At 42.7% G+C, this 20,751-nt stretch carries 18 protein-coding genes and 1 tRNA gene; 9 read left to right on the top strand and 10 right to left on the bottom strand.

The window, feature by feature from the left end; translation table 11 throughout:
• Positions 1-47: 47 nt before the first annotated feature.
• Entirely contained in the window at positions 48-2,657 is a 2,610-nt protein-coding gene (pepN, locus tag AC30SF_RS04825) for an aminopeptidase N (RefSeq protein ID WP_489607733.1), read from the bottom strand.
• A 152-nt stretch (positions 2,658-2,809) separates the two neighbouring features.
• Between pepN and purE the strand changes: the two genes are divergently transcribed.
• The 4 genes from purE to AC30SF_RS04805 all read left to right on the top strand — a co-directional run bounded on the left by purE (position 2,810) and on the right by AC30SF_RS04805 (position 6,173).
• Positions 2,810-3,307: a 5-(carboxyamino)imidazole ribonucleotide mutase gene (gene purE, locus AC30SF_RS04820; RefSeq protein WP_489607732.1), complete on the top strand. Its 498-nt coding sequence runs from the start codon at positions 2,810-2,812 to the stop codon at positions 3,305-3,307.
• 141 nt (positions 3,308-3,448) lie between these two features.
• Positions 3,449-4,537: a 5-(carboxyamino)imidazole ribonucleotide synthase gene (purK, locus tag AC30SF_RS04815; protein WP_489607731.1), complete on the top strand. Its 1,089-nt coding sequence runs from the start codon at positions 3,449-3,451 to the stop codon at positions 4,535-4,537.
• 89 nt (positions 4,538-4,626) lie between these two features.
• A complete protein-coding gene (locus AC30SF_RS04810) occupies positions 4,627-5,817 on the top strand; it encodes an amino acid aminotransferase (protein ID WP_489607730.1) in 1,191 nt (396 codons plus the stop codon).
• A 167-nt stretch (positions 5,818-5,984) separates the two neighbouring features.
• On the top strand, positions 5,985-6,173 hold the full coding sequence (locus AC30SF_RS04805; RefSeq protein ID WP_489607729.1) for a TOBE domain-containing protein: 189 nt from the start codon (positions 5,985-5,987) through the stop codon (positions 6,171-6,173).
• A gap of 429 nt (positions 6,174-6,602) precedes the next feature.
• On the opposite strand, the gene AC30SF_RS04800 is transcribed toward AC30SF_RS04805, so the two are convergent.
• Positions 6,603-6,679: transfer RNA gene (locus tag AC30SF_RS04800), tRNA-Val, on the bottom strand.
• A gap of 290 nt (positions 6,680-6,969) precedes the next feature.
• Here AC30SF_RS04800 and AC30SF_RS04795 point away from each other — a divergent pair.
• Positions 6,970-8,355, top strand: a complete 1,386-nt coding sequence (locus tag AC30SF_RS04795; protein ID WP_489607728.1) for a cytochrome c peroxidase — start codon at positions 6,970-6,972, stop codon at positions 8,353-8,355.
• A gap of 250 nt (positions 8,356-8,605) precedes the next feature.
• Here AC30SF_RS04795 and fadD read toward each other — a convergent pair whose 3' ends face one another.
• From fadD to yoaA, 4 genes are all read right to left on the bottom strand, one after another.
• Entirely contained in the window at positions 8,606-10,297 is a 1,692-nt protein-coding gene (gene fadD / locus AC30SF_RS04790; protein WP_489607727.1) for a long-chain-fatty-acid--CoA ligase FadD, read from the bottom strand.
• Between the two features lie 66 nt (positions 10,298-10,363).
• Positions 10,364-10,918 (bottom strand): Slp family lipoprotein, encoded by a 555-nt coding sequence (locus tag AC30SF_RS04785; RefSeq protein ID WP_311463592.1) that lies wholly within the window; start codon positions 10,916-10,918, stop codon positions 10,364-10,366.
• Between the two features lie 31 nt (positions 10,919-10,949).
• Positions 10,950-11,672 carry a tRNA (adenosine(37)-N6)-threonylcarbamoyltransferase complex dimerization subunit type 1 TsaB gene (gene tsaB, locus AC30SF_RS04780; RefSeq protein ID WP_489607726.1) on the bottom strand — a complete coding sequence of 241 codons (723 nt, stop codon included), beginning with the start codon at positions 11,670-11,672 and terminating at the stop codon, positions 10,950-10,952.
• 2 nt (positions 11,673-11,674) lie between these two features.
• Positions 11,675-13,621 (bottom strand): DNA repair helicase YoaA, encoded by a 1,947-nt coding sequence (gene yoaA, locus AC30SF_RS04775; RefSeq protein WP_489607725.1) that lies wholly within the window; start codon positions 13,619-13,621, stop codon positions 11,675-11,677.
• 73 nt (positions 13,622-13,694) lie between these two features.
• On the opposite strand from yoaA, the gene AC30SF_RS04770 reads away from it, so the two are divergent.
• A complete protein-coding gene (locus tag AC30SF_RS04770; protein ID WP_489607724.1) occupies positions 13,695-14,513 on the top strand; it encodes a D-hexose-6-phosphate mutarotase in 819 nt (272 codons plus the stop codon).
• Positions 14,514-14,730: 217 nt separating this feature from the next.
• A complete protein-coding gene (locus tag AC30SF_RS04765) occupies positions 14,731-15,099 on the top strand; it encodes a rhodanese-like domain-containing protein (RefSeq protein ID WP_109127836.1) in 369 nt (122 codons plus the stop codon).
• Between the two features lie 191 nt (positions 15,100-15,290).
• Here AC30SF_RS04765 and AC30SF_RS04760 read toward each other — a convergent pair whose 3' ends face one another.
• Positions 15,291-16,592, bottom strand: coding sequence for an ATP-binding protein (locus AC30SF_RS04760; RefSeq protein ID WP_489607723.1), 1,302 nt, complete (start codon positions 16,590-16,592; stop codon positions 15,291-15,293).
• Positions 16,593-17,082: 490 nt separating this feature from the next.
• Entirely contained in the window at positions 17,083-18,000 is a 918-nt protein-coding gene (locus AC30SF_RS04755; protein ID WP_489606657.1) for an EamA family transporter, read from the bottom strand.
• Between the two features lie 138 nt (positions 18,001-18,138).
• On the opposite strand from AC30SF_RS04755, the gene AC30SF_RS04750 reads away from it, so the two are divergent.
• Positions 18,139-18,600: an Lrp/AsnC family transcriptional regulator gene (locus AC30SF_RS04750; protein ID WP_489607722.1), complete on the top strand. Its 462-nt coding sequence runs from the start codon at positions 18,139-18,141 to the stop codon at positions 18,598-18,600.
• A gap of 7 nt (positions 18,601-18,607) precedes the next feature.
• Here AC30SF_RS04750 and dinB read toward each other — a convergent pair whose 3' ends face one another.
• Together dinB and AC30SF_RS04740 are read right to left on the bottom strand one after the other, a co-directional pair.
• Positions 18,608-19,690 (bottom strand): DNA polymerase IV, encoded by a 1,083-nt coding sequence (gene dinB, locus AC30SF_RS04745; RefSeq protein WP_489607721.1) that lies wholly within the window; start codon positions 19,688-19,690, stop codon positions 18,608-18,610.
• A gap of 17 nt (positions 19,691-19,707) precedes the next feature.
• Positions 19,708-19,854 (bottom strand): hypothetical protein, encoded by a 147-nt coding sequence (locus AC30SF_RS04740; RefSeq protein ID WP_297929419.1) that lies wholly within the window; start codon positions 19,852-19,854, stop codon positions 19,708-19,710.
• A gap of 110 nt (positions 19,855-19,964) precedes the next feature.
• Between AC30SF_RS04740 and fnr the strand changes: the two genes are divergently transcribed.
• Positions 19,965-20,738, top strand: coding sequence for a fumarate/nitrate reduction transcriptional regulator Fnr (gene fnr, locus AC30SF_RS04735; RefSeq protein ID WP_021616200.1), 774 nt, complete (start codon positions 19,965-19,967; stop codon positions 20,736-20,738).
• Positions 20,739-20,751 lie beyond the last annotated feature (13 nt).

Raw genomic sequence — 20,751 nt, 5'->3', positions numbered from 1 at the left:
GAAAAGAATAGAAAAAGTGCGGTTAAATTTAACCGCACTTTTCATGTTTACTGTAACGCTTTTTCGATTTTCTCAAATAAATCGCGAGATAAATCCGCTGTCTCACTAATGCGTTCTAGCGCACGTTTCATTAAGGTTTGGCGCTGCGCATCATAACGTGCAAAACGAATTAACGCCTCAATTAACCGAGAAGCCACCTGTGGGTTGCTTTTGTTCAGTTTAATTAAAATTTCCGTTAAGAAACGATAGCCGGAACCATCAATCGCATGGAAAGCTTTCAAGTTTTGATTAGCGAATGTCCCCACTAAAGCACGCAAGCGATTCGGGTTGTTAAAGTTAAAACTTGGATGTTCCATCAGTTGAATGACGTTTTGCAATACATTGTCTTCCGGACGAGTCGCTTGTAAAGCAAACCATTTATCCATGACTAAGCCGTCGTGATGCCATTTTTGCTCAAAATCTGCTAATAACCCATCTCGACAAGCCAACTTCGCTTGTGTCGCAGAAGTTAAGGCGGCGAGTGTATCGGTCATGTTATTGGAATAGGTGTAATGTTTGTTCACCAGATTATTGCCAATATTGGTGTAGGCTAAATAGCTTAAACAGACATTACGTAGTTTGCGTAAAGCAATGTCTTCCCGATTGATGTTGTATTCATCCAAACGAATGGCGTTGTAAGTTCTTAACAATACCTCTTGTAAGCTGTCTGCAATTGCGACAGCCATAAACTCCCTGGCAGCGCTGATGGCATCCGGATCAATGGTTTTAAATAATTCCGCAAATTCTGTCGCTTTCGGCAACGTGAGAATCAAACTGGTTAACTCAATATCCTTTTGATAATTATCTAAAACTTGATAAAACACGGCTGCCGTTTCCGCCGATAATTCTAGCGGTTGTCCTTGTTGATAGTGAGAGACGTTACGTCGTAACTCAGAAGCCAGTAACATTTGCGCCGCATCCCAACGAATAAAGCCATTTTCAGCACATTTTAGCAAGGTAATCAGTTGTGAAGAGGAATAATCATAATCCAATTTCACTGGTGCAGAGAAATCGTATAACAAGGCTGGAATCGGCTTAGTGTAAAGATTATGAAATTCAAAGGTTTGGTCTTTTTGTGTAATGTTTAACACATTATCCACAACACCATTGGCATCATAAAGGGTTTGTGCTGCACCTTTTTCATCATATAACGCAATTTTCAACGGAATGTGTAAATTCACTTTTTCCATTTGATCTGCCGTTGGTGGCGTTAATTGAGAAACCTGTAATTGATAAACGTGATTTTTTTCATCGTAACGATCACTGATGGTCAACTCCGGCGTGCCGGATTGGCTGTACCAGCGGCGGAACTGGGCTAAATCCAAATTATTGGCGCGCTCCATGGCAGACACAAAATCTTCACAGGTTGCCGCTTTGCCATCGTTTTCCGCAATATATAACTTCATGCCCTTTTGAAAGCCTTCTTCGCCTAATAAGGTATGCAACATACGAATCACTTCCGCGCCTTTTTCGTACACAGTAACCGTATAGAAGTTATTCATTTCAATCACTTTTTCCGGGCGAATCGGGTGTGCCATCGGTCCTGCGTCTTCAGCAAATTGTACGGTACGCAAAAACTTCACGTTATTAATGCGATTTACCGGGCGGGAGCCTGTGTCAGAGGAAAATTCTTGGTCACGGAAAACCGTTAACCCTTCTTTTAAACTTAGTTGAAACCAATCACGGCAAGTGACTCGATTCCCTGTCCAGTTGTGGAAATATTCATGCGCAATGACACTTTCAATGGCTAAATAGTCGTCATCGGTTGCCGTTTGTGGATTTGCCAAGACATATTTATCATTAAAAATATTCAGCCCTTTATTTTCCATGGCGCCCATGTTGAAGAAATCCACGGCGACAATCATGTAAATGTCGAGGTCATATTCTAAATCAAAACGTTCTTCATCCCATTTCATAGCACGTTTTAAACTTTGCATTGCCCAATCAGCGCGATCTAAATTGCCACGATTCACATACAATTCTAATGCCACTTCACGACCACTTTTCGTGATGAATTGATCTTTCAGCACATCAAAATCGCCTGCCACTAACGCAAATAAATAACTTGGTTTCGGGAATGGGTCATTCCATTCAACCCAATGGCGGCCATCGTCTAAATCGCCGCTGTTAATGCGATTGCCATTAGAAAGTAAAAAAGGATATTTCGCTTTATCGGCGGTAATTTTCGTGGTGTAACGCGCTAAGACATCCGGACGGTCTAGCATATAGGTAATTTGACGAAAGCCCTCCGCTTCACATTGTGTACAAAAAGAGTCACCGGATTGATACAAACCTTGTAGTGATGTATTGGCTGCCGGATTTAAAATTGTTGTAATTTCCAATTCAAACTGATTTGCATCGATTTGCTCAAGATTTAGCGTCAAACTTTCCGGATCTTGTTGATATTGTGTAAAGGGTGTTCCATTTAATTTAATGGAAGAAAATTGAAAATCCTGTCCGTCTAGGCACAGGGTGGTGCTGTTTGGATTAAGACGTTGATATTGGCTTGTGGCAACCACCAGGGTCTTTTCCGGTTCTAATTGAAAATCGAGATGGATATCGGTTACCGTGAAATCGGGAGTTTGATAATCTTTTCTATATTTGGCTTTAGCGAGCATAAAACAACCTAATTCTAAGGGCTAAAAAGTGCCGTTAAGGATATGATTTTTAGCATTAAGTTGCAAATGGATTTTCTTTGGCAAAGTTATCGCAAACGTTTGCGCATTATGCTATTCTAGCGCCGTTTTTTATCTCCAAGAATGAGGCAAAAATGTCTTTAACATCCCCAAAAGTCGCGATTGTAATGGGTTCTCAAAGTGATTGGGCAACCATGCAAGAAGCCACGCAAATCCTCGATCAATTACAAGTTCCTTATCACGTAGAGATTGTTTCTGCACACCGCACCCCCGATAAACTCTTCCAGTTTGCCGAAACCGCACATCAAAAGGGTTATCAAGTGATTATTGCCGGTGCTGGCGGTGCAGCCCATTTGCCGGGCATGATTGCTGCTAAAACCATCGTCCCCGTACTTGGCGTTCCAGTGAAAAGCTCAATTTTAAGTGGTGTCGATAGCCTCTATTCTATCGTGCAAATGCCCAAAGGGATTCCTGTCGGCACTCTTGCCATCGGGCCTGCCGGTGCAGCAAACGCAGGCTTATTAGCTGCGCAAATTTTGGCGATGAATAATGCAGAATTAGCCCAACGCTTACATGAGTTCAGACAGGCGCAAACACAAAGCGTGTTAGACAATCCGGACCCGCGACGTTAAAAACAACGAAAATATCTACCGCACTTTATCCATGCTCAACCTAAAAAGTGCGGTCATTTTTTTTCCGTGTTTTTTAATAAGTAACTAAAGGTAGTGCAAACATGAACGTTTGTGCCATCAATAAAAATCAATGAGAATACTATGCAAAAATCCGCCCTCTACCCGACGATTTATGTGCTTGGCAATGGACAGCTCGGCAGAATGTTACGCTATGCCGGTGCACCTTTAGATATTCATGTTCAACCGTTGCCTTTCGATGCGCCGGTGTTTGAATTATCGCCTGATGATATTATTACTGCGGAAATCGAACGTTGGGAACAAACGCCACTCACCACACTTCTCGGTAATCACGCCAATTTCGTCAATCAAAAAGTCTTTGCACAATTAGCCGATCGCTTAAGCCAAAAAACCTTATTAGATAAATTACACCTTCCGACTTCGCCTTGGTGTCTGCTAAAAGAACCATCGCAATGGGCGGAGGTATTTCAGCATATTGGTGAGAAAGTTGTCGTTAAACGTCGCATGGGTGGTTATGACGGACGTGGACAGTGGATTGTGTCTGATGAAAACAAAGCTCAAATCACGGAAGATCTGTTCGGAGAAACCATTGCGGAAAAATTCATTCCCTTTGATTACGAAGTGTCTCTCGTGGGTGCCCGTTTCCGAAACGGCGATACCCGTTTTTATCCGGTCACCCACAATTTACAGCAAAATGGTATTTTACGTTACAGTGTCATGGACGTCACTTTCCCACAACAAGCCGCACAGCAACAGCAAGCTGAAATGATGTTAGGCAAAATCATGAATGCGCTCAATTATGTGGGCGTGATGGCAATGGAATGTTTTGTGGTAGGCGATCAGCTTTTAATTAATGAGCTTGCGCCACGCGTACATAACAGTGGTCATTGGACACAACTGGGCTGCGCTGTGAGTCAATTTGAATTGCATTTGCGGGCATTGTTAGATTTACCGACGCCGCAATTAAAGGTCTCTGCGCCAAGCGTAATGGTGAATTTAATTGGCACTGCGCATAACCCACAATGGCTAAATACGCCCTTTGCACAATTACACTGGTATGGCAAAGAAGTCCGTCCGGGACGCAAAGTGGGTCACATTAACCTTTCCCATCCGGATAAAAAGGTGATTATCGCACAATTAGACAAATTAGCGGCGGAACTACCGGAAGACTATCAATCCGGTTTGCAATGGGCAAAAAATAAGTTGATATAGTTAACATATTTGAAACATATTGCTTGTCAAAAAGAACACCGAGCAGTATAACTAAAATAATTTTTCACCCACCATCCGAGGATAACACTATGTTTGAAAAGATTACTGCCGCACCGGCGGATCCAATTTTAGGTTTAGGCGAAGCATTTAAATCTGAAACCCGCAGTAACAAGATTAATTTAGGTATCGGTGTCTATAAAGATGACAAAGGCAATACCCCGATTGTTAAAGCGGTAAAAGAAGCAGAAAGACGTTTATTAGAACAAGAAAATACCAAAAACTACTTGCCGATTGACGGCGTTGCCGATTTTAACGCACGCACCAAAGAATTATTGTTCGGTGCCAACTCTGACATTGTGAAAAACAATCGTGCAAGAACCGTACAAAGTTTAGGTGGCACCGGTGCGCTTCGCATTGCTGCAGAGTTCGTTAAACGCCAAACTAACAGCCAAAATGTGTGGATAAGCACTCCAACCTGGCCAAACCACAATGCGATTTTCAAAGCGGTGGGCATCAATATTCGCGAATACCGTTATTACGATGCCGAGCGCAAAGCCTTAGACTGGGACAACTTAATTGCCGATTTAAGCCAAGCCGGTGAAGGCGATGTGGTTTTACTTCACGGTTGCTGCCACAACCCGACCGGTATCGACCCAACGCCGGAACAATGGGACAAACTGGCTGAAATGTCTGCACAAAAAGGCTGGTTGCCATTATTCGACTTCGCTTATCAAGGCTTTGCCCACGGTTTAGAAGAAGATGCTTACGGTTTACGCGCTTTCGCGAAAAATCACAAAGAACTTTTAGTGGCAAGCTCCTTCTCTAAAAACTTCGGTTTATACAATGAACGTGTTGGTGCATTCACGGTGGTGGCAGAAAACTCCGATATCGCCGCGACAGCATTAACTCAAGTGAAAGTCATTATCCGCACCCTCTACTCTAACCCATCTTCTCACGGGGCAAATACCGTTGCATTGGTATTAAATGATGCAAAATTACGCCAAGACTGGGAAAACGAACTCACCGAAATGCGCGACCGCATCAAAAAAATGCGTCACCGTTTTGTTGAATTGCTTAAAGAATACGGTGCACAACAAGACTTTAGCTTCATCATCAACCAAAACGGTATGTTCTCTTTCAGTGGCTTAACCACAGAACAAGTGGATCGCTTGAAAGAAGAATTTGCAATTTATGCGGTACGTTCAGGTCGTATCAACGTTGCCGGCATTACCGAAGACAACATTCGTTACCTCTGCGAAAGCATTGTCAAAGTGTTGTAATTTTTAACCGCGCTTTAAAAGAAAACGGCATCAAAATAGATGCCGTTTTTTGTTTTCTGAAAAACAGTCTCAAAACTGACCGCACTTTTCTCTCTCAAAAACAAAGTGCGATTAGTTTTCTATCATTTTTGGCTACCTCTCTTAGGCATCAACACAAGGAAATTTCTATGAAAATTAGTGCAAGAAACCAATTAAAAGGTAAAGTTGTTTCAATCGAAAGCGGTTCTGTAAACGCAATCGTTCACCTTGATATCGGTGTTGGCAACGTGATTTCTTCCACCATCTCTCTTGAAGCGGTAAAAGAATTAGGTTTAGCGGTAGGCAAAGACGCTTATGCAATTATCAAAGCGACTTAATGGTTGGCGTAGAATAATTTATTCTTAATTAAAGATAAAACAACCGTACTTGAAAAAGTGCGGTTGTTTTTTATTTATAGCCAGACTATAAAAATCATGGGCTATGCGTAATTCAAGATCTCGTGCGTAGCGTGCATCTTGATGCACGACCAAACCACGCACGGAACGTTATTTAATATTCACGATTTCGTGCAACAAGTTGCACGCTACGATTCTAGAATCGCTATATCTTAGATCCGTAATACGAACGTATTTTTGGTATTACAAACGCAGAAAAACTGAAGTTATGATGCTAAATGTAATACTAAAATCATGAAATTGAATGATACTCTATGAAACTCTACGAGACAATAAAACAAACAAAAAGGCTATAAATATTTGATTTTATATGATGAATGGAACTTTATGATACTTTATGAAAGGAAAATATGGTGCGACCGGCTGGACTCGAACCAGTGACCCCCACCATGTCAAGGTGGTGCTCTAACCAACTGAGCTACGGTCGCAAATTGCGTGCGATAATATCTAGCTTTTTGTATTAACACAAGCTTTTTATCGTATTTGTTGACTAAATGCAAAAAAAATATACAAAAAAACGGAATTTTCCTTTTGGTGTTTGGGTTTACCATGCTTCAATGACAAGTTATTTCATAAAATACCTCTTTTTGATTAATGCAATCAATTTCACCCATCGTTTTTTCAAATCATTTTTATTGATTTAAATCATATATTTAGATTTAGTTTTTCGTCAAAATCGCGCTGCTGTTTTTACTTTTCTAACATTGGAGCACAAAGGATGAAAAAATTTGCACTTAAAGCCGCTGTCATTGCGATTGCCGGTTATTTAGGCGTTGTTGGATATATCCATCAATATGATAAAGGACAGTCAGAAAAATTACTTGCTGAGGGTAATTACTCTGCCGAACAACAGAAGGTTGCCAAAATTTTGTTTGATAATGGCTGCCAGTATTGTCATACCTCGAATGCTGATTTGCCTTTCTACGCGAACCTTCCCTTCGCAGATTCTGTCTTAAGCCATGATATTGAATCAGGTAAACGCGTCTTTTTATTAAATAAATTACTGGATGGCTTAAAAGATCCGAGTAAATTATCTGAAGTGGATTTAGCAAAACTTGAACGCGTGATTGAAAATAACGAAATGCCGGTAGCTAAATTCCGCCATGTTCACTGGGGAAGCCGTCCGGATGAAAACGAAAAAAACACGTTATTAAATTGGATTCGTGAGCAACGCAAGGCCTTTTTGCCGGCAAATACGCAAGGCGCCACCCCCCACAATCTGATCCAACCAATTCCCGATGCTATTATGACCGATCCTGCCAAAGTAGAACTTGGTCGCAAACTCTTTATGGATGACCGCCTCTCTGCAGATGGCACCGTTCAATGCCACAGCTGTCACCAGCTTGACAAAGGTGGAGTTGACCGCTTAGATGTCTCCACCGGTATTGACGGTAAAAAAGGGGGTATCAATGCGCCAACCGTATTTAATGCCGCATTTAACTTTGTTCAATTCTGGGATGGCCGCGCAATCGATCTTGCCGCACAAGCGGGAGGACCACCCATTAATCCGGTCGAAATGGGCAGCCATTCATGGGATGACATCGTAGCAAAATTTAAACAGGATGAAGAATTCAAGGAAGAATTTTTAAAAGTCTATCCTGAAGTGAGCCAAGCGACATTAACCCACGCGATCGGTGAATATGAAAAAACCTTGATCACCCCAAATAGCGATTTTGACCGCTACTTAAAAGGCGATAAAACCGCATTAAATGAACAGCAATTAAAAGGCTACGAATTATTTAAAAAATATAAATGCGATACCTGCCATACCGGTGTGAATATGGGCGGCCAATCTTACGAATACATGGGTATTTACGGTGATTACTTCAAAGATCGTGGCACACCAATCACTGAAGCCGATCAAGGTCGTTTCGCTCAAACCAAGGATCCGTATGATATGCATCGCTTTAAAGTGCCGTCATTGCGTAATATCGCATTAACTGCGCCTTATATGCATGATGCCTCTGCAAAAGACTTGAAAGAAGCTGTTCGTATCATGCTGAAATATCAAAGTAATGTGAAACCGCAACAGCAAGACATTGATGACATTACTTCTTTCTTAGAAAGTCTCAATGGTGAGTTTGAAGGTAAGAAATTGCAATAATCGCCATGAATAAAAGTGCGGTGGATTTTCAACACGTTTTTAAACGTCATAAAAACTCACCGCACTTTTTTAGAATCGTAGCGTGCAACTTGTTGCACGAAATCATGAATGTCCGAAAGAGTTAAATAACGTTCCGTGCGTAATTTGGTCGTGCTACGAACTGTTACATTCTTTTATTTGATATGTCATAGAAATAAAGGAGAGAATGTGCTGTAAAGCGACATTCTCTCGAATTGATTAATAAAATAATTTAGGCAGTTGTCGCACGTTTCGCCATTTCTTCATCACGTAAAACACGACGTAAAATTTTACCCACGTTGGTTTTCGGCAATGTCTCACGGAACTCAATGTCTTTTGGAATTTTGTAGCCGGTTAAATATTTACGACAGTGTTGTCGTAATTCATCGCGGGTTAAACTTTCCTCTTTCTTCACCACGAAGAGTTTGATGGTTTCCCCGGATACCTCATTTGGCACGCCAATTGCCGCCACTTCCGCCACTTTATTGTTTAACATCGCCACATCTTCGATTTCGTTCGGATACACGTTAAAACCGGACACCAAAATCATGTCTTTTTTGCGATCCACAATACGCAAGCTGTAACTTTCATCCATGATCACAATATCACCGGTTGCCATCCAACCGTCTTTGATCACTTCTGCGGTGGCTTCCGGGCGTTGCCAATAGCCTTGCATCACCTGTTCGCCTTTCACCCACAACTCCCCGGCTTCACCGAGAGCCGCTTCAGTGCCGTCTTCTTTCAAAATGCGAATGTCCGTATTCGGCACCGGCACACCAATACTGCCGTTATGCTTCACCACATTCACCGGGCACGCCGCAATGAGCGGAGAGCATTCCGTCATGCCGTAACCTTCAATAATGTTACAACCGGTCAATTCATGCCAACGGGTGGCAACGGATTGGTGAATCGCCATGCCGCCGCCCACTGAAAGTTTTAAGGCAGAGAAATTCACGTTCTTCAACTCGTCATTGTTTAGCAAGGCGTTAAACAAGGTATTCACGCCGGTAATCGCCACAAACGGATATTTTTTCAGTTCTTTAACAAAGCCCGGAATATCACGCGGGTTCGTAATTAATACGGCAGTCACCCCCAATTCAATAAACAACAAGCAGTTCACGGTGAGGGCAAAAACGTGATACAGAGGCAAGGCCAAAATGGCTAATCGTTCACGACTCCGATCGCCCACAAAAGGATGGGCAATCCACTTGGCTTGGAACACATTCACGATAATATTGCCGTGCGACAACATCGCGCCTTTTGCTACGCCCGTCGTACCACCGGTGTATTGCAAAAAGGCCAAATCATTGCGTTCTATTTGCGGACGGACATATTGACGATATTTACCCACACTCAACACTTCACGGAACGTGACCGCATTTGGCAACTTATATTTTGGCACGAGTTTCTTCACGTATTTCACCACGAAGTTCACTAATGTGCGTTTACCAAAAGACAACTGATCGCCCATACGGGTCAAAATAACGTGTTTCACGGAGGTGTTAAAAACAATTTTTTCTAAGGTAGAAGCAAAGTTAGACACCACCACAATGGCTTTAGCACCACTGTCTTGAAGTTGGTGTTCTAACTCGCGTGGTGTGTAAAGCGGATTCACGTTCACCACCACAAGACCCGCGCGTAAAATACCAAACAAGGCGATTGGATATTGCAACAAATTCGGCATCATTAATGCCACACGCTCACCACGCTCCAACTTCAATTCATTTTGCAAATAGGCTGCAAAAGCACGGCTGCGTTCTTCCAATTTACGAAACGTTAACACTTGCCCCATATTAATATACGCAGCACGGTCGGGATGTTCGCGAATCGCTTTATCAAACATATCTAAAATCGAATCATATTCTGACGTATCCAATTCACGCTCAGAACCTTCCGGATAATTTTGAAACCAAGGTTTAGTCATAGTGATGCCTAATCTTTTTTCTTTATTTTTATGAAATGAGGCGGAATTCTAACATTCCGCCCAAAGTTAATACAAATTATAGCGAAGACGTGGTTCGGCCCACATGAATCTCGGTGCGCCCCAACCGTATGGATAAAACGGCCCGTAATCATCCATATCATCCGGATCGTAATAATATTCTTGCACGAGCTTCCAAAGACGATATTGATGTGCCTGCACCACCGGATAGCGGTAATCCGCTTGATCAATTTTGCCCTGCTCTTTGCCACTTAGCACGCCGGCAACGGTAATGTATTGATCTTTTAAGTTTTCCGGGTCCACAAAACCGTTTAAGTAGGCAATAAATCGCCCATTGCTGTGGCTATCAATCATCGGTTTTGCAGAGAAATACGCGACAGTTTGATTCAACACTTCCACTTTTGTCTGATTTTTTAAGGCGGTAGCGGAAATCACTTTGCCGCCCAAACGCACTTTCACACAACGGCAGTCGTAATCTTGCGGTTGAATGTTATTTAAATTTAACGCATCAAATTGTTTTGGTTCTAACCCTTGCGGCGCCGACACACAACCGGTTAAAACAAGAGAAAGTGCGGTCAATATTAACCCTATTTTTTTGCTCATTTTAATGCTCCTCTCAAAAGGTGATTAAAATCTATTCTCGCCCCGGCAATTTCTTCCACGTCACTTCATTACGTAAGTAAATCGGTTCAATCTCCAACGGGCTGATGGTCTCGCCGGCAAACCATTTTGGCAATGCCAAATCCAACATATATAAAGCGGAAGGCAAGGTGATCTCTGTCGCTTTACCAAGATTCGCTTCTTTTAACTCAGGATAAGCCGCCCAGCCGGTTCCTGCTAAAACGGCATTTTCATGATGTTGTTGAGCGACTTGCTCAATGACTTTTGACGGGCTACAAACCTGCTCGGCAATCATCGGCTGCCAATCTAAAAACTCGCCGAAATCTGACCGCACTTTTTGCGCCTGCCATTGGGCAAAATACACTTCATTCATACGGGCATCAATGGCTGTCAGCACATTTTCTGCCTGATATTTCGCATAGGCAGCTTGTGCCATGGCGGCCAAATTGGACACCGGAATCACTGGCAAATCAGCCCCAAAGGCTAAGCCTTGCGCAATGCCGGCACCAATGCGCACACCGGTAAAGCTACCCGGGCCACGACCGAAAACCAAGGCATCCACTTGATGTAGCGTAATGCCTGCTTGAGCCAAAATTTCATCCACCATCGGCAAAATATGCTTGGTGTGTTCGCGCTGTGCAAATTGCGTTAAATGTGTTTTTTCACCGCCGCGTAACAAAGCAACCGAACAAGCCTCTGTTGCGGTATCTAAAGCTAATAATGTGACATTTTTCATATTTATATTGATTCGTTGTTATCGTCTGTCTTTAACGTTGTTAAGAATTGTACCACTTTGTGCAAATCCCGCGTACGTTTAAAATTCGGCAAACTGCGTAAAAAGGTTTCCCCATAAGGTCGCATCACCAAGCGGTTATCGCAAATAATCACAGCACCGCGATCGGTCACATCACGAATTAACCGCCCTACGCCCTGCTTCAAGGTAATCACCGCTTCGGGAATTTGAATATCGTTAAACGGATCACCGCCCTGCAAGCGACAATCTTCAATACGTGCTTTCAGTAAAGGCTCGTCAGGCGCAGTAAACGGCAATTTATCGATAATCACCAATGACAACGCATCGCCCCGCACATCCACGCCCTCCCAAAAACTGGAAGTTGCCACCAGCACGCTGTGGGATTGTGAAATAAATTGTTCCAACAGCGTCGTTTTCGCCGTTTCGCCCTGCAATAAAATCGTCAGTTCACTGCTTTCACGAAAATAATCCGCTAGGCTACGCATCATGGCGTACGACGTGCAAAGCACAAAACAACGGCCTTGGTTGGCTTCGATAATCGGCAGTAACATTTTGCCTAATTGAGTGAACGTGCCGCTGTGATTGGTTGCCGGTAGATAACGTGGCACGCAAAGCAAGGATTGCTCTGCATAATTAAAAGGGCTCGGCAGAATTTTTTGCGCAGCCTGTTGAATACCTAAACGCTGGCAAAAATGGGCAAAAGTGCCACCTACTTCCAGCGTGGCTGAGGTGAAAATCCAGGCGCATTTTTGTTTTGCCATTTGCTCACCGAATTTATCCGCTACGGTGAGCGGGGTAATATGCAGCCCAAACTGGCGACCGATACATTCAAACCAATAGCAATAGCCGGTAATTTCTGTTTCCGTCAGGCGTTTAAGTAAATTTTGTAACTGCGCAATGCGCTCAAAAATGCTGTCCAGCGTTTGTGAACGCCCCAAGCTTAATTTCACCACTTCAGCGGTGAAATTCAGTTTTTCCAGTAAAAAATCAAAGGCTTTTTTGACCGCACTTTGTTGTAGCATTTGTCGCCAATTACCGCGCAAATTGCCTTCACCCAACATTAAACGAAAATCCTGTACGATTTTTAACAGCTGATCTGCCGCCACACCAAGCTGTTTCATGTCTTTCACTTCAGTGCGGTAGGTAATTTGAATGTCTTTGCACAAATCAAAAAGTTGGCGGGATGTCACCGATTGACCAAAATATTGGCTGGCGATATCAGGCAGTTGGTGCGCTTCATCAAACACAATCACTTCTGCATTTGGAATCAATTCGCCGAAGCCGTTTTCTTTCACTGCCATGTCAGCAAAAAATAAGTGATGATTGACCACCACCAAATCCGCATTCAACGCTTTTTTACGCGCCAATGCCACAAAACAATCCGCATAATTGGGGCAATCACTCCCCAAACAACTTTCCGCCGTGCTGGTGAGTTGAGGCAAAATCGGGCTGTCTTCGGCAATTTCAATACATTCCGACAAATCCCCGGTCTTCGTGGCATTGCGCCATTTGCGCACTTTGGATAAATCGTGCAGCACACTGCGGTCACCCAGCACGCCTTGTGCTATCACCTGTTCCAAACGTTCTAAACATAAATAATTGGCTCGCCCTTTGAGCAAAGCAATTTTGCCGCTATACCTGAGGGCTTTTTGAATGGCGGGCAAGTCGCGATTGAACAGCTGATCCTGTAAATTTTTAGAACCGGTGGAAATGATGGTTTTCTTTTTCGCCAATAACGCCGGCGCCAAATACGCAAAGGTTTTGCCCGTACCCGTGCCGGCTTCCACCACTAACGCCCCTTGCTGTTCAATCGCCTTGCCCACCGCCGTCGCCATGTCGAGCTGTTCTGCGCGGGGACGAAAGCCCTTGATATGGGCGCTCAATGCACCGTCTGGGGAAAACGCCTTGCTAATTTGTTTTGAATACGCCATTATTTTTCACCTGTTAAAAAGTCGGCACAGTATAGCAGATTTCCCCTCTTTCTGAATCAATAAGGACAAAACGATGAACATTCAATTACAACAACAAATCACGCCGGAATTGAGCTTATATGCTTACAACGACATTCCCGTTTTACATTTACACCACGCCGTCGGCACCGCCAAAATCGCCTTGCAAGGGGCGCATTTATTCAGTTGGCAACCGGCGCACAGCAAGCAAGATGTATTGTGGTTAAGCGACATCGAGCCGTTTAACGCCGGCACGGCAATTCGTGGCGGCATCCCGATTTGCTATCCATGGTTTAATAATGCCGGCACACCGGCGCACGGTTTCGCGCGCACCAGCCTGTGGCAACTAAGCGACTATGAGATTGGCAGTGACAAAGTGCGGTTGGTTTTTTCGTTGTTTTCAAAACACCACCTCATCTTGGCTAAAATTGAAATGCTGTTCACCGAACATTGCGATGTACGCTTTACTCACTACGGCGAAACCGGCATGGAAAACGTGCAACTGGCGCTACACAGTTATTTCAACATTGGCAACATCGCTAACACAACGATCGTCAACCTGCCAACAACCTGTTTTAACTCCCTGACCCAATCGCAGGAAACCGTGCCTTCACCACGCACCATCAATGAAAACGTGGATTGCATTTATGTCGCCCCACAGGAACCAACGGAAATTCACGACCAAACCAACCAACGCACCCTATTCGTGACACATCACAATGCCAGCGATGTGGTGTTATGGAACCCATGGCACAAAGCCACAAGCAACATGGCTGAAAACGGCTATCAAACCATGGTGTGCGTAGAAACCGCACGAATCCATCGCTATCTTCAGTCTGGCGAAACCGTGGCGGTGAGATTGAGTGTGAAATAGTTCAAAGTGCGGTCAGATTTTTAGATGTTTTTCAACACTCAACATCTGATCGCTTGAGCTTTGGCTAAATTCCCTTAAATCCCCTTAGCTCCCTATCAAAGCAATTCGTAAAATGTTTTATTTTTAACCTACTTTGCCATTTATTACTGTCGAGTTTATGAGTAACATAGTGGGCGGTTTAAAACACATAACCATCCATATAAAAGGAGATTAAATCATGAAAAAATTAATGACTGCAGTCGTTTTCGCTGCTGCGATGACAGCCCCCTTAGCTGCCTCAGCAGCTTCTATGCCAGAAACAGAAAAAGCGATGGCGCAACAAGCAAACACAAAAGGTGTTTGGATTGATGTTCGCTCTGCCGAAGAATTTAACGCAGGCCATTTACAAGATGCGATTAACATTCCGCACGATCAAATCCTTGAACGCATCCAATCCGTTAGCCCGGATAAAGACGCACCTATCAACCTCTACTGCCGCAGCGGTCGCCGTGCAGAAGTGGCGTTAAACGCACTGAAAAAAGCAGGTTACACCAACGTTACCAACCATGGCGGTTATGAGGATTTGGTTAAAAAAGGGATGAAATAAGCACGCCTTATTTAAAATAACAATCCCCTAAATTTCTCACTGGAGTATTTAGGGGATTTTTTGTAAGTATATTTGTTTAATCAAGAGGCTCAAAACATATGTCATTAACCATTTTATTAGGAGAATCCTTACTAGGATAAGAAGATGGTATGCCGACTGCAATAAATGTATTATCAATCATCATAGCTCCCTTAATTTTCGTCTAGGATAGATTCAATATTATACAACGGCACATTCACCATCCAATCCTGTTCCCGATAGTCTGCCATGGAAAAGCGAATTGCTTTCTCAGACTGAAATTGTTCTACATACACTTTTAAACTTTTCGCTTTTAAATTTTCTTCCGCTTTGACTTCAATCGGAATTACAGCTTGCTTACGTTGCACAACAAAATCGACCTCTGCCGTGCCTTTTTCAGTTGCCCAATAAAACACCGGGTTGTCTTGTGTGGCAATCAGTTGTTGCAGGACGTATTGTTCAGTCAATGCGCCTTTAAATTCGCTGAAGATACGGCTACCCTCTAGCAGTACACTGGCATCTAAATTGCTTTGTGCGGCAAGCAATCCCACATCTAAGCCATACAATTTAAAGGCATTATCTTCATAGGCGGAAAGGGGCAAATGTGGCTTTTTCACACGAGGCACACGATGCACCAAACCGCTGTCTTTTAGCCATTGCAACGCAATTTCATAATCTTTGCTCCGCGCCCCTTTTTGAAGTTGGGAATAAATGAATTTTTTATTTTCTTTGGCAAGCTGTTCAGGAATAGATGCCCAAATTGACCGCACTTTTTGCACAGTTTGCCCGTCGTGAATATGTTTGGAAAAATCTTGTTCATATGCCATCAATAAATTACGCTGTATTTGACGCACTTCATCGACATTTTGTGTTTCGATAAATACTTTTACCGCTTCGGGCATACCGCCGACAAAATAATATAGACGGAGTAAATCAATATAGGTGGTTTTCATGGCTGAAATTAGCGACCAGTCTTTTAATTCCAGCAATTTCACCAAATCTTGTTTGCCAAGTGCGGTTAGAAATTCGTGAAAATCCATGGGATAAAGCGGTAGAAAGTCCACCTTGCCGACAGGAAATGACGCTTGATGATGTAACGATACTCCCAGCAATGACCCCGCTGCGATAATATAAAACTGCGGCGCATTTTCGTAAAAATATTTGAGTGAAGATAATGCTTGTGGGACTTCTTGCACTTCATCAAAAATAATCAGGGTATTTTCCGCTTGAATATCGACACCGCTTTCAATTTTTAAGCCAAGTATCAAGCGATCAATATCATAGTCGCCTGAAAATAACGTTTTCATACGAGGGTTATTATCAAAGTTGATATACGCCACTTTCTCAAAGGATGTCTCGCCAAAGTGTTTCATCGCCCAAGTTTTACCAACCTGCCTTGCCCCTTGGATAATCAATGGCTTGCGGTTGGTTTTGTGCTTCCATTTTTCTAAGGATTGGATAATTTTTCGCTGCATAATGTTTCTCAAAGTGATGAATTGAATAGATTATAGCGAGCTTAAAACATTTTTTCTAACGAAAAAATCCATATAAGAAACACTTTTTTCAACGTAAAAATGCAATAAGTTAACATTTCTTCAATGGAAAAGTTTTTAATTATCGCCAGCCAACGTCTGGCTATAAAAACCATACGCTAGCATAATATTTACCCTCTCGTCGCATGCAACTTGTTGCACGAATGATTAACCTCAATATGTAATTCATGATTTTGTGCGTATTGCGTATCTTGATACACGAATAATTAATCTCGATACGTAATTCACGATTTCGTGCGTAGCGTGCAACTTGTTGCACGAATGATTAACCTCGATACGTAATTTACGATTTCATGCGTAGCGTGCAACTTGTTGCACGACCAACCCACGCATGGAACGTTGTTTTAACCCCTTCAGGCATTCACGATTTCGTGCAACAAGTTGCACGCTACAGAAGAGATGATTGATTGCTTTAGACCGTTTTTGTATGTAACGTCCTGCGGGTGGAAAAGCGCCAATGGTAGAGGCTGTTTAACATTAACAACAGCAATCCGCTCCAAATGAAAAAATAGGTTAAATAGGCGGATTCATTCACCGGTGTGTGTAAGAACCAAATGGCGAATAAAAAAAGCAGGCTTGGTTCAAGATAGCTCATCATGGAAAATAAACTCACCGGCAACAATAGACCGGATTTTAGATTGGCAGTCACTGAAACGGCGCTAATTAATCCCAATAATGGCACGAATAACCAATAGCGCGAATCGCTGACCAGTAAATCTGTTACATTCGGTTGAAATGCCAAGTAAATAAAGCAGGGAATCGAAATAAAAATAATATCTAACGTTAAGCCTTGCAACGCCGGTGTTTTCATAGCGCGACGGCTTAAATAATACGGTGGATAACCTAAGCAAACCCATAGGCTGGTCCAAGAGAAGGTTTGTGTCGTCCACAATTCATGGGCGACACCCAGTGCAGCTAAAAATAACGCCATTTTTTGTAATAAGGTTAAGCGTTCTTTAAACCATAAATAACCGCCAAATGCCATGACTAACGGAAATAAAAAGTAGCCCACCGCTACATTTACGCCTTCGCCATTCACCGGCGCCCACATAAATAACCAAAACTGACTGCCTGCCAAGGCGCTGCCCATTAAAAAGGTTAACCAACGTTTCCAACTTGACCCTAATTCATTGCGAATAAAGGTTTTCAAACCGGATAAGCCCATTATGGGTAATAAGATCGCCAATATGGCAAATAATGATCCGATCATGCGCAAAACAAAAACATCCGTACCATTTAACGGCAACATCCATGCGCTGAATAAATACATAATGCCAAATAAACTTTGCGAAAAAATACACAGCCACACGCCTTTAGATACTGCTTGCATGATTCTTCTCCACCTTAGGTTAATTCGGTAGCCATTATACTTAACGCGCTAAATAACCCATTTCAATTAATTGGGAATAATGAGATAATTTCTCAAAATTTGCGTTAATTTTGGTAAAAATTCTCAAACGGTGAAATTATGTACCACTTAGATAAACTTGATCGGGCGATTCTTAATGAATTACAAACGGATGCCACCCTTCCGCTAAAAGAACTGGCTGATCGGGTTAACAGTACCATTGCCACCTGCCAACGCCGTATTCAGCTACTAAAACAACGTCACGTCATCACTAAACAAGTGGCGATAGTCTCTCCTTCTGCCGTGGGGAAATCCATTAGCGTATTTGTGTTGGTGGAGTTAGATAATCAACAATCTCATTATCAAGATGAATTCGAACGCAAAATGCGCGGGGAGAAGGATGTGATCGCCTGTTATGAAATTTCCGGCGATTATGATTATTTGCTGTTGGTACATACGGAAGATATGACAAGCTATCACCGTTTTATTCACGAAGTGCTAATCGGCGGCGCACATGTGAAAGGCTACAAAAGCCAGTTTGTGATGAATTTCTTTAAGGCAGAAAGCAAAATTATTCTGTAGTGTACCCTTACCAAAGGCTCATTTGTTCTGAGACTTTTTCTTCCGGCAAGGTGACGTGCAAGCCGATTAAGCGAATGCTTCTCCCCTGCCGACGTGTCCAAATTTGCCCCAACAATTGTTGAAAATTTTCATGTGAAAATGCCACCGCACTTTTCTCCAATGTCGTCACTTGAAAATCTTCAAATTTGAGTTTCACACCAATTTTTCTTAATTGCGCCAAAGGCATCTCCGGGCAAGCACGTTGCACGCGCTTCACTAACTGTGGATAGAGGGTTGCCAACACGTCAACGCCTTCTTCCAACTGATGAATATTACTTAATAAGGTGGTTTCCACGCCCACAGATTTGCGCTCACGGTGCGGTTGAATTTCCCGCTCATCAATACCATGGCTATATTGCCAAATGCGCTGCCCCATTTTGCCGAATAAATTTAATAGCAGGTGACGATCTGTTTTCTGTACATCAGCACAGCACACCAATCCCATTTGCCGTAATTTTTCCGCGGTGACTTTGCCCACACCGGGAATTTTCCTTAAAGGCAAATTGGCGATAAATTCACTCACCTCTTTTGGCTCAATCACAAATTGTCCGTTCGGTTTATTTTGCTCAGAGGCGATTTTGGCGAGGAATTTTAACGGCGCGATGCCGGCAGAAGCAGTAAGATGAAGTTCATTGAAAATCGCCTGACGAATTTCCTGCGCAATCCATGTGGCGGAACCCGCGCATTTATCACAATCGGTCACATCTAAATAAGCCTCATCCAACGAAAGTGGCTCAATAATCGTGGTATAACGTTGAAAGATTTGATGAATTTGTTGAGAAACCGCACGATACAATGGCATATTCACCGGCAACAACACCAAATTCGGACACAGTTTTAAGGCTTGGGCAGTAGGCATTGCACTATGTAACCCAAATTGACGGGCAATATAATTACAAGTGCTCAACACCCCTCGTTGTTCGGCACGCCCTCCCACCGCAACTGGCTTATCGGCTAATGCGGGATTTTCGCGTATTTCAACGGAAGCATAAAAACAATCCATATCAATATGGATAATTTTTCTGGGTTTGTCATTCAACATATCAGACATAACTAAAGTTCAGACAACTAAAGTGCGGTGGCTTTTTGCGATGTTTCTTGAGGCGGTATTTCAGGTTGATAGGAAAAAGTGCGATAAAAGAATGCAATCAGTAATATTATCAACATGATAAGAATCTGAATTAAGCGTTTTTTCGTGAGTTTTTCGGCAGCCATAAATCCTCGCTCGGTGTTTTATACTTCTTAAATTGACCATTTAGTGGTATTATTGAGGCAGATCAATTTTACACCATTTTTAATACGTTTTCTTTGAATTTGGGGAACAGATGAAAATTCTAACGACAGAGACAAAATTAGGACGTCGAGTTCAATCAGGAGGATGTGCTATCCATTGTCAAAACTGCAGTATTAGTCAGTTGTGTATTCCTTTTACACTCAATGAGCACGAGTTGAACCAGTTAGACAATATTATTGAGCGCAAGAAGCCCATTCAGAAATCCCAAGTCCTGTTCAAAGCCGGTGATGAACTGACGTCAATCTATGCTATTCGTTCCGGCACGATTAAATCTTATACCATTAGCGAAACCGGTGAAGAGCAGATCACCTCATTTCACTTGCCCGGTGATTTAGTTGGCTTTGATGCTATTATGAATATGCAGCATCCTAGTTTCGCTCAAGCGCTAGAAACGGCGATGGTGTGTGAAATTCCCTTTGATATTTTAGATGATTTATCTGGCAAAATGCCGAAATTACGCCAACAAATTATGCGTTTGATGAGTAATGAAATCAAAAGCGATCAAGAAATGATTTTATTATTGTCGAAAATGAACGCAGAGGAACGCTTGGCCGCCTTTATTTATAACCTCTCCCAGCGTTATTCCGCACGTGGCTTTTCTGCCCGCGAATTCCGTTTAACCATGACGCGTGGTGATATTGGTAACTATCTCGGCTTAACGGTCGAAACCATCAGTCGGTTGTTAGGCCGTTTCCAGAAATTGGGTATTCTATCGGTTCAAGGTAAATACATTACGATTAATAATATGGCTGAATTAATCGAATTATCCGGTACCAATAAAACAAAAATCAAAATGGTTATCTAAGCCAGCCTTGTTA

It is taken from the genome of Aggregatibacter valvarum (assembly GCF_980468985.1).
This window is presented reverse-complemented; position numbering and strand designations above follow the sequence as displayed.

Excerpts from the sequence above, each read along its gene's own strand:
- pepN (WP_489607733.1), bottom strand. The coding sequence starts at position 2,657 with ATGCTCGCTAAAGCCAAATATAGAAAAGATTATCAAACTCCCGATTTC.
- purE (WP_489607732.1), top strand. The coding sequence starts at position 2,810 with ATGTCTTTAACATCCCCAAAAGTCGCGATTGTAATGGGTTCTCAAAGT.
- purK (WP_489607731.1), top strand. The coding sequence starts at position 3,449 with ATGCAAAAATCCGCCCTCTACCCGACGATTTATGTGCTTGGCAATGGA.
- AC30SF_RS04810 (WP_489607730.1), top strand. The coding sequence starts at position 4,627 with ATGTTTGAAAAGATTACTGCCGCACCGGCGGATCCAATTTTAGGTTTA.
- AC30SF_RS04805 (WP_489607729.1), top strand. The coding sequence starts at position 5,985 with ATGAAAATTAGTGCAAGAAACCAATTAAAAGGTAAAGTTGTTTCAATC.
- AC30SF_RS04795 (WP_489607728.1), top strand. The coding sequence starts at position 6,970 with ATGAAAAAATTTGCACTTAAAGCCGCTGTCATTGCGATTGCCGGTTAT.
- fadD (WP_489607727.1), bottom strand. The coding sequence starts at position 10,297 with ATGACTAAACCTTGGTTTCAAAATTATCCGGAAGGTTCTGAGCGTGAA.
- AC30SF_RS04785 (WP_311463592.1), bottom strand. The coding sequence starts at position 10,918 with ATGAGCAAAAAAATAGGGTTAATATTGACCGCACTTTCTCTTGTTTTA.
- tsaB (WP_489607726.1), bottom strand. The coding sequence starts at position 11,672 with ATGAAAAATGTCACATTATTAGCTTTAGATACCGCAACAGAGGCTTGT.
- yoaA (WP_489607725.1), bottom strand. The coding sequence starts at position 13,621 with ATGGCGTATTCAAAACAAATTAGCAAGGCGTTTTCCCCAGACGGTGCA.
- AC30SF_RS04770 (WP_489607724.1), top strand. The coding sequence starts at position 13,695 with ATGAACATTCAATTACAACAACAAATCACGCCGGAATTGAGCTTATAT.
- AC30SF_RS04765 (WP_109127836.1), top strand. The coding sequence starts at position 14,731 with ATGAAAAAATTAATGACTGCAGTCGTTTTCGCTGCTGCGATGACAGCC.
- AC30SF_RS04760 (WP_489607723.1), bottom strand. The coding sequence starts at position 16,592 with ATGCAGCGAAAAATTATCCAATCCTTAGAAAAATGGAAGCACAAAACC.
- AC30SF_RS04755 (WP_489606657.1), bottom strand. The coding sequence starts at position 18,000 with ATGCAAGCAGTATCTAAAGGCGTGTGGCTGTGTATTTTTTCGCAAAGT.
- AC30SF_RS04750 (WP_489607722.1), top strand. The coding sequence starts at position 18,139 with ATGTACCACTTAGATAAACTTGATCGGGCGATTCTTAATGAATTACAA.
- dinB (WP_489607721.1), bottom strand. The coding sequence starts at position 19,690 with ATGTCTGATATGTTGAATGACAAACCCAGAAAAATTATCCATATTGAT.
- AC30SF_RS04740 (WP_297929419.1), bottom strand. The coding sequence starts at position 19,854 with ATGGCTGCCGAAAAACTCACGAAAAAACGCTTAATTCAGATTCTTATC.
- fnr (WP_021616200.1), top strand. The coding sequence starts at position 19,965 with ATGAAAATTCTAACGACAGAGACAAAATTAGGACGTCGAGTTCAATCA.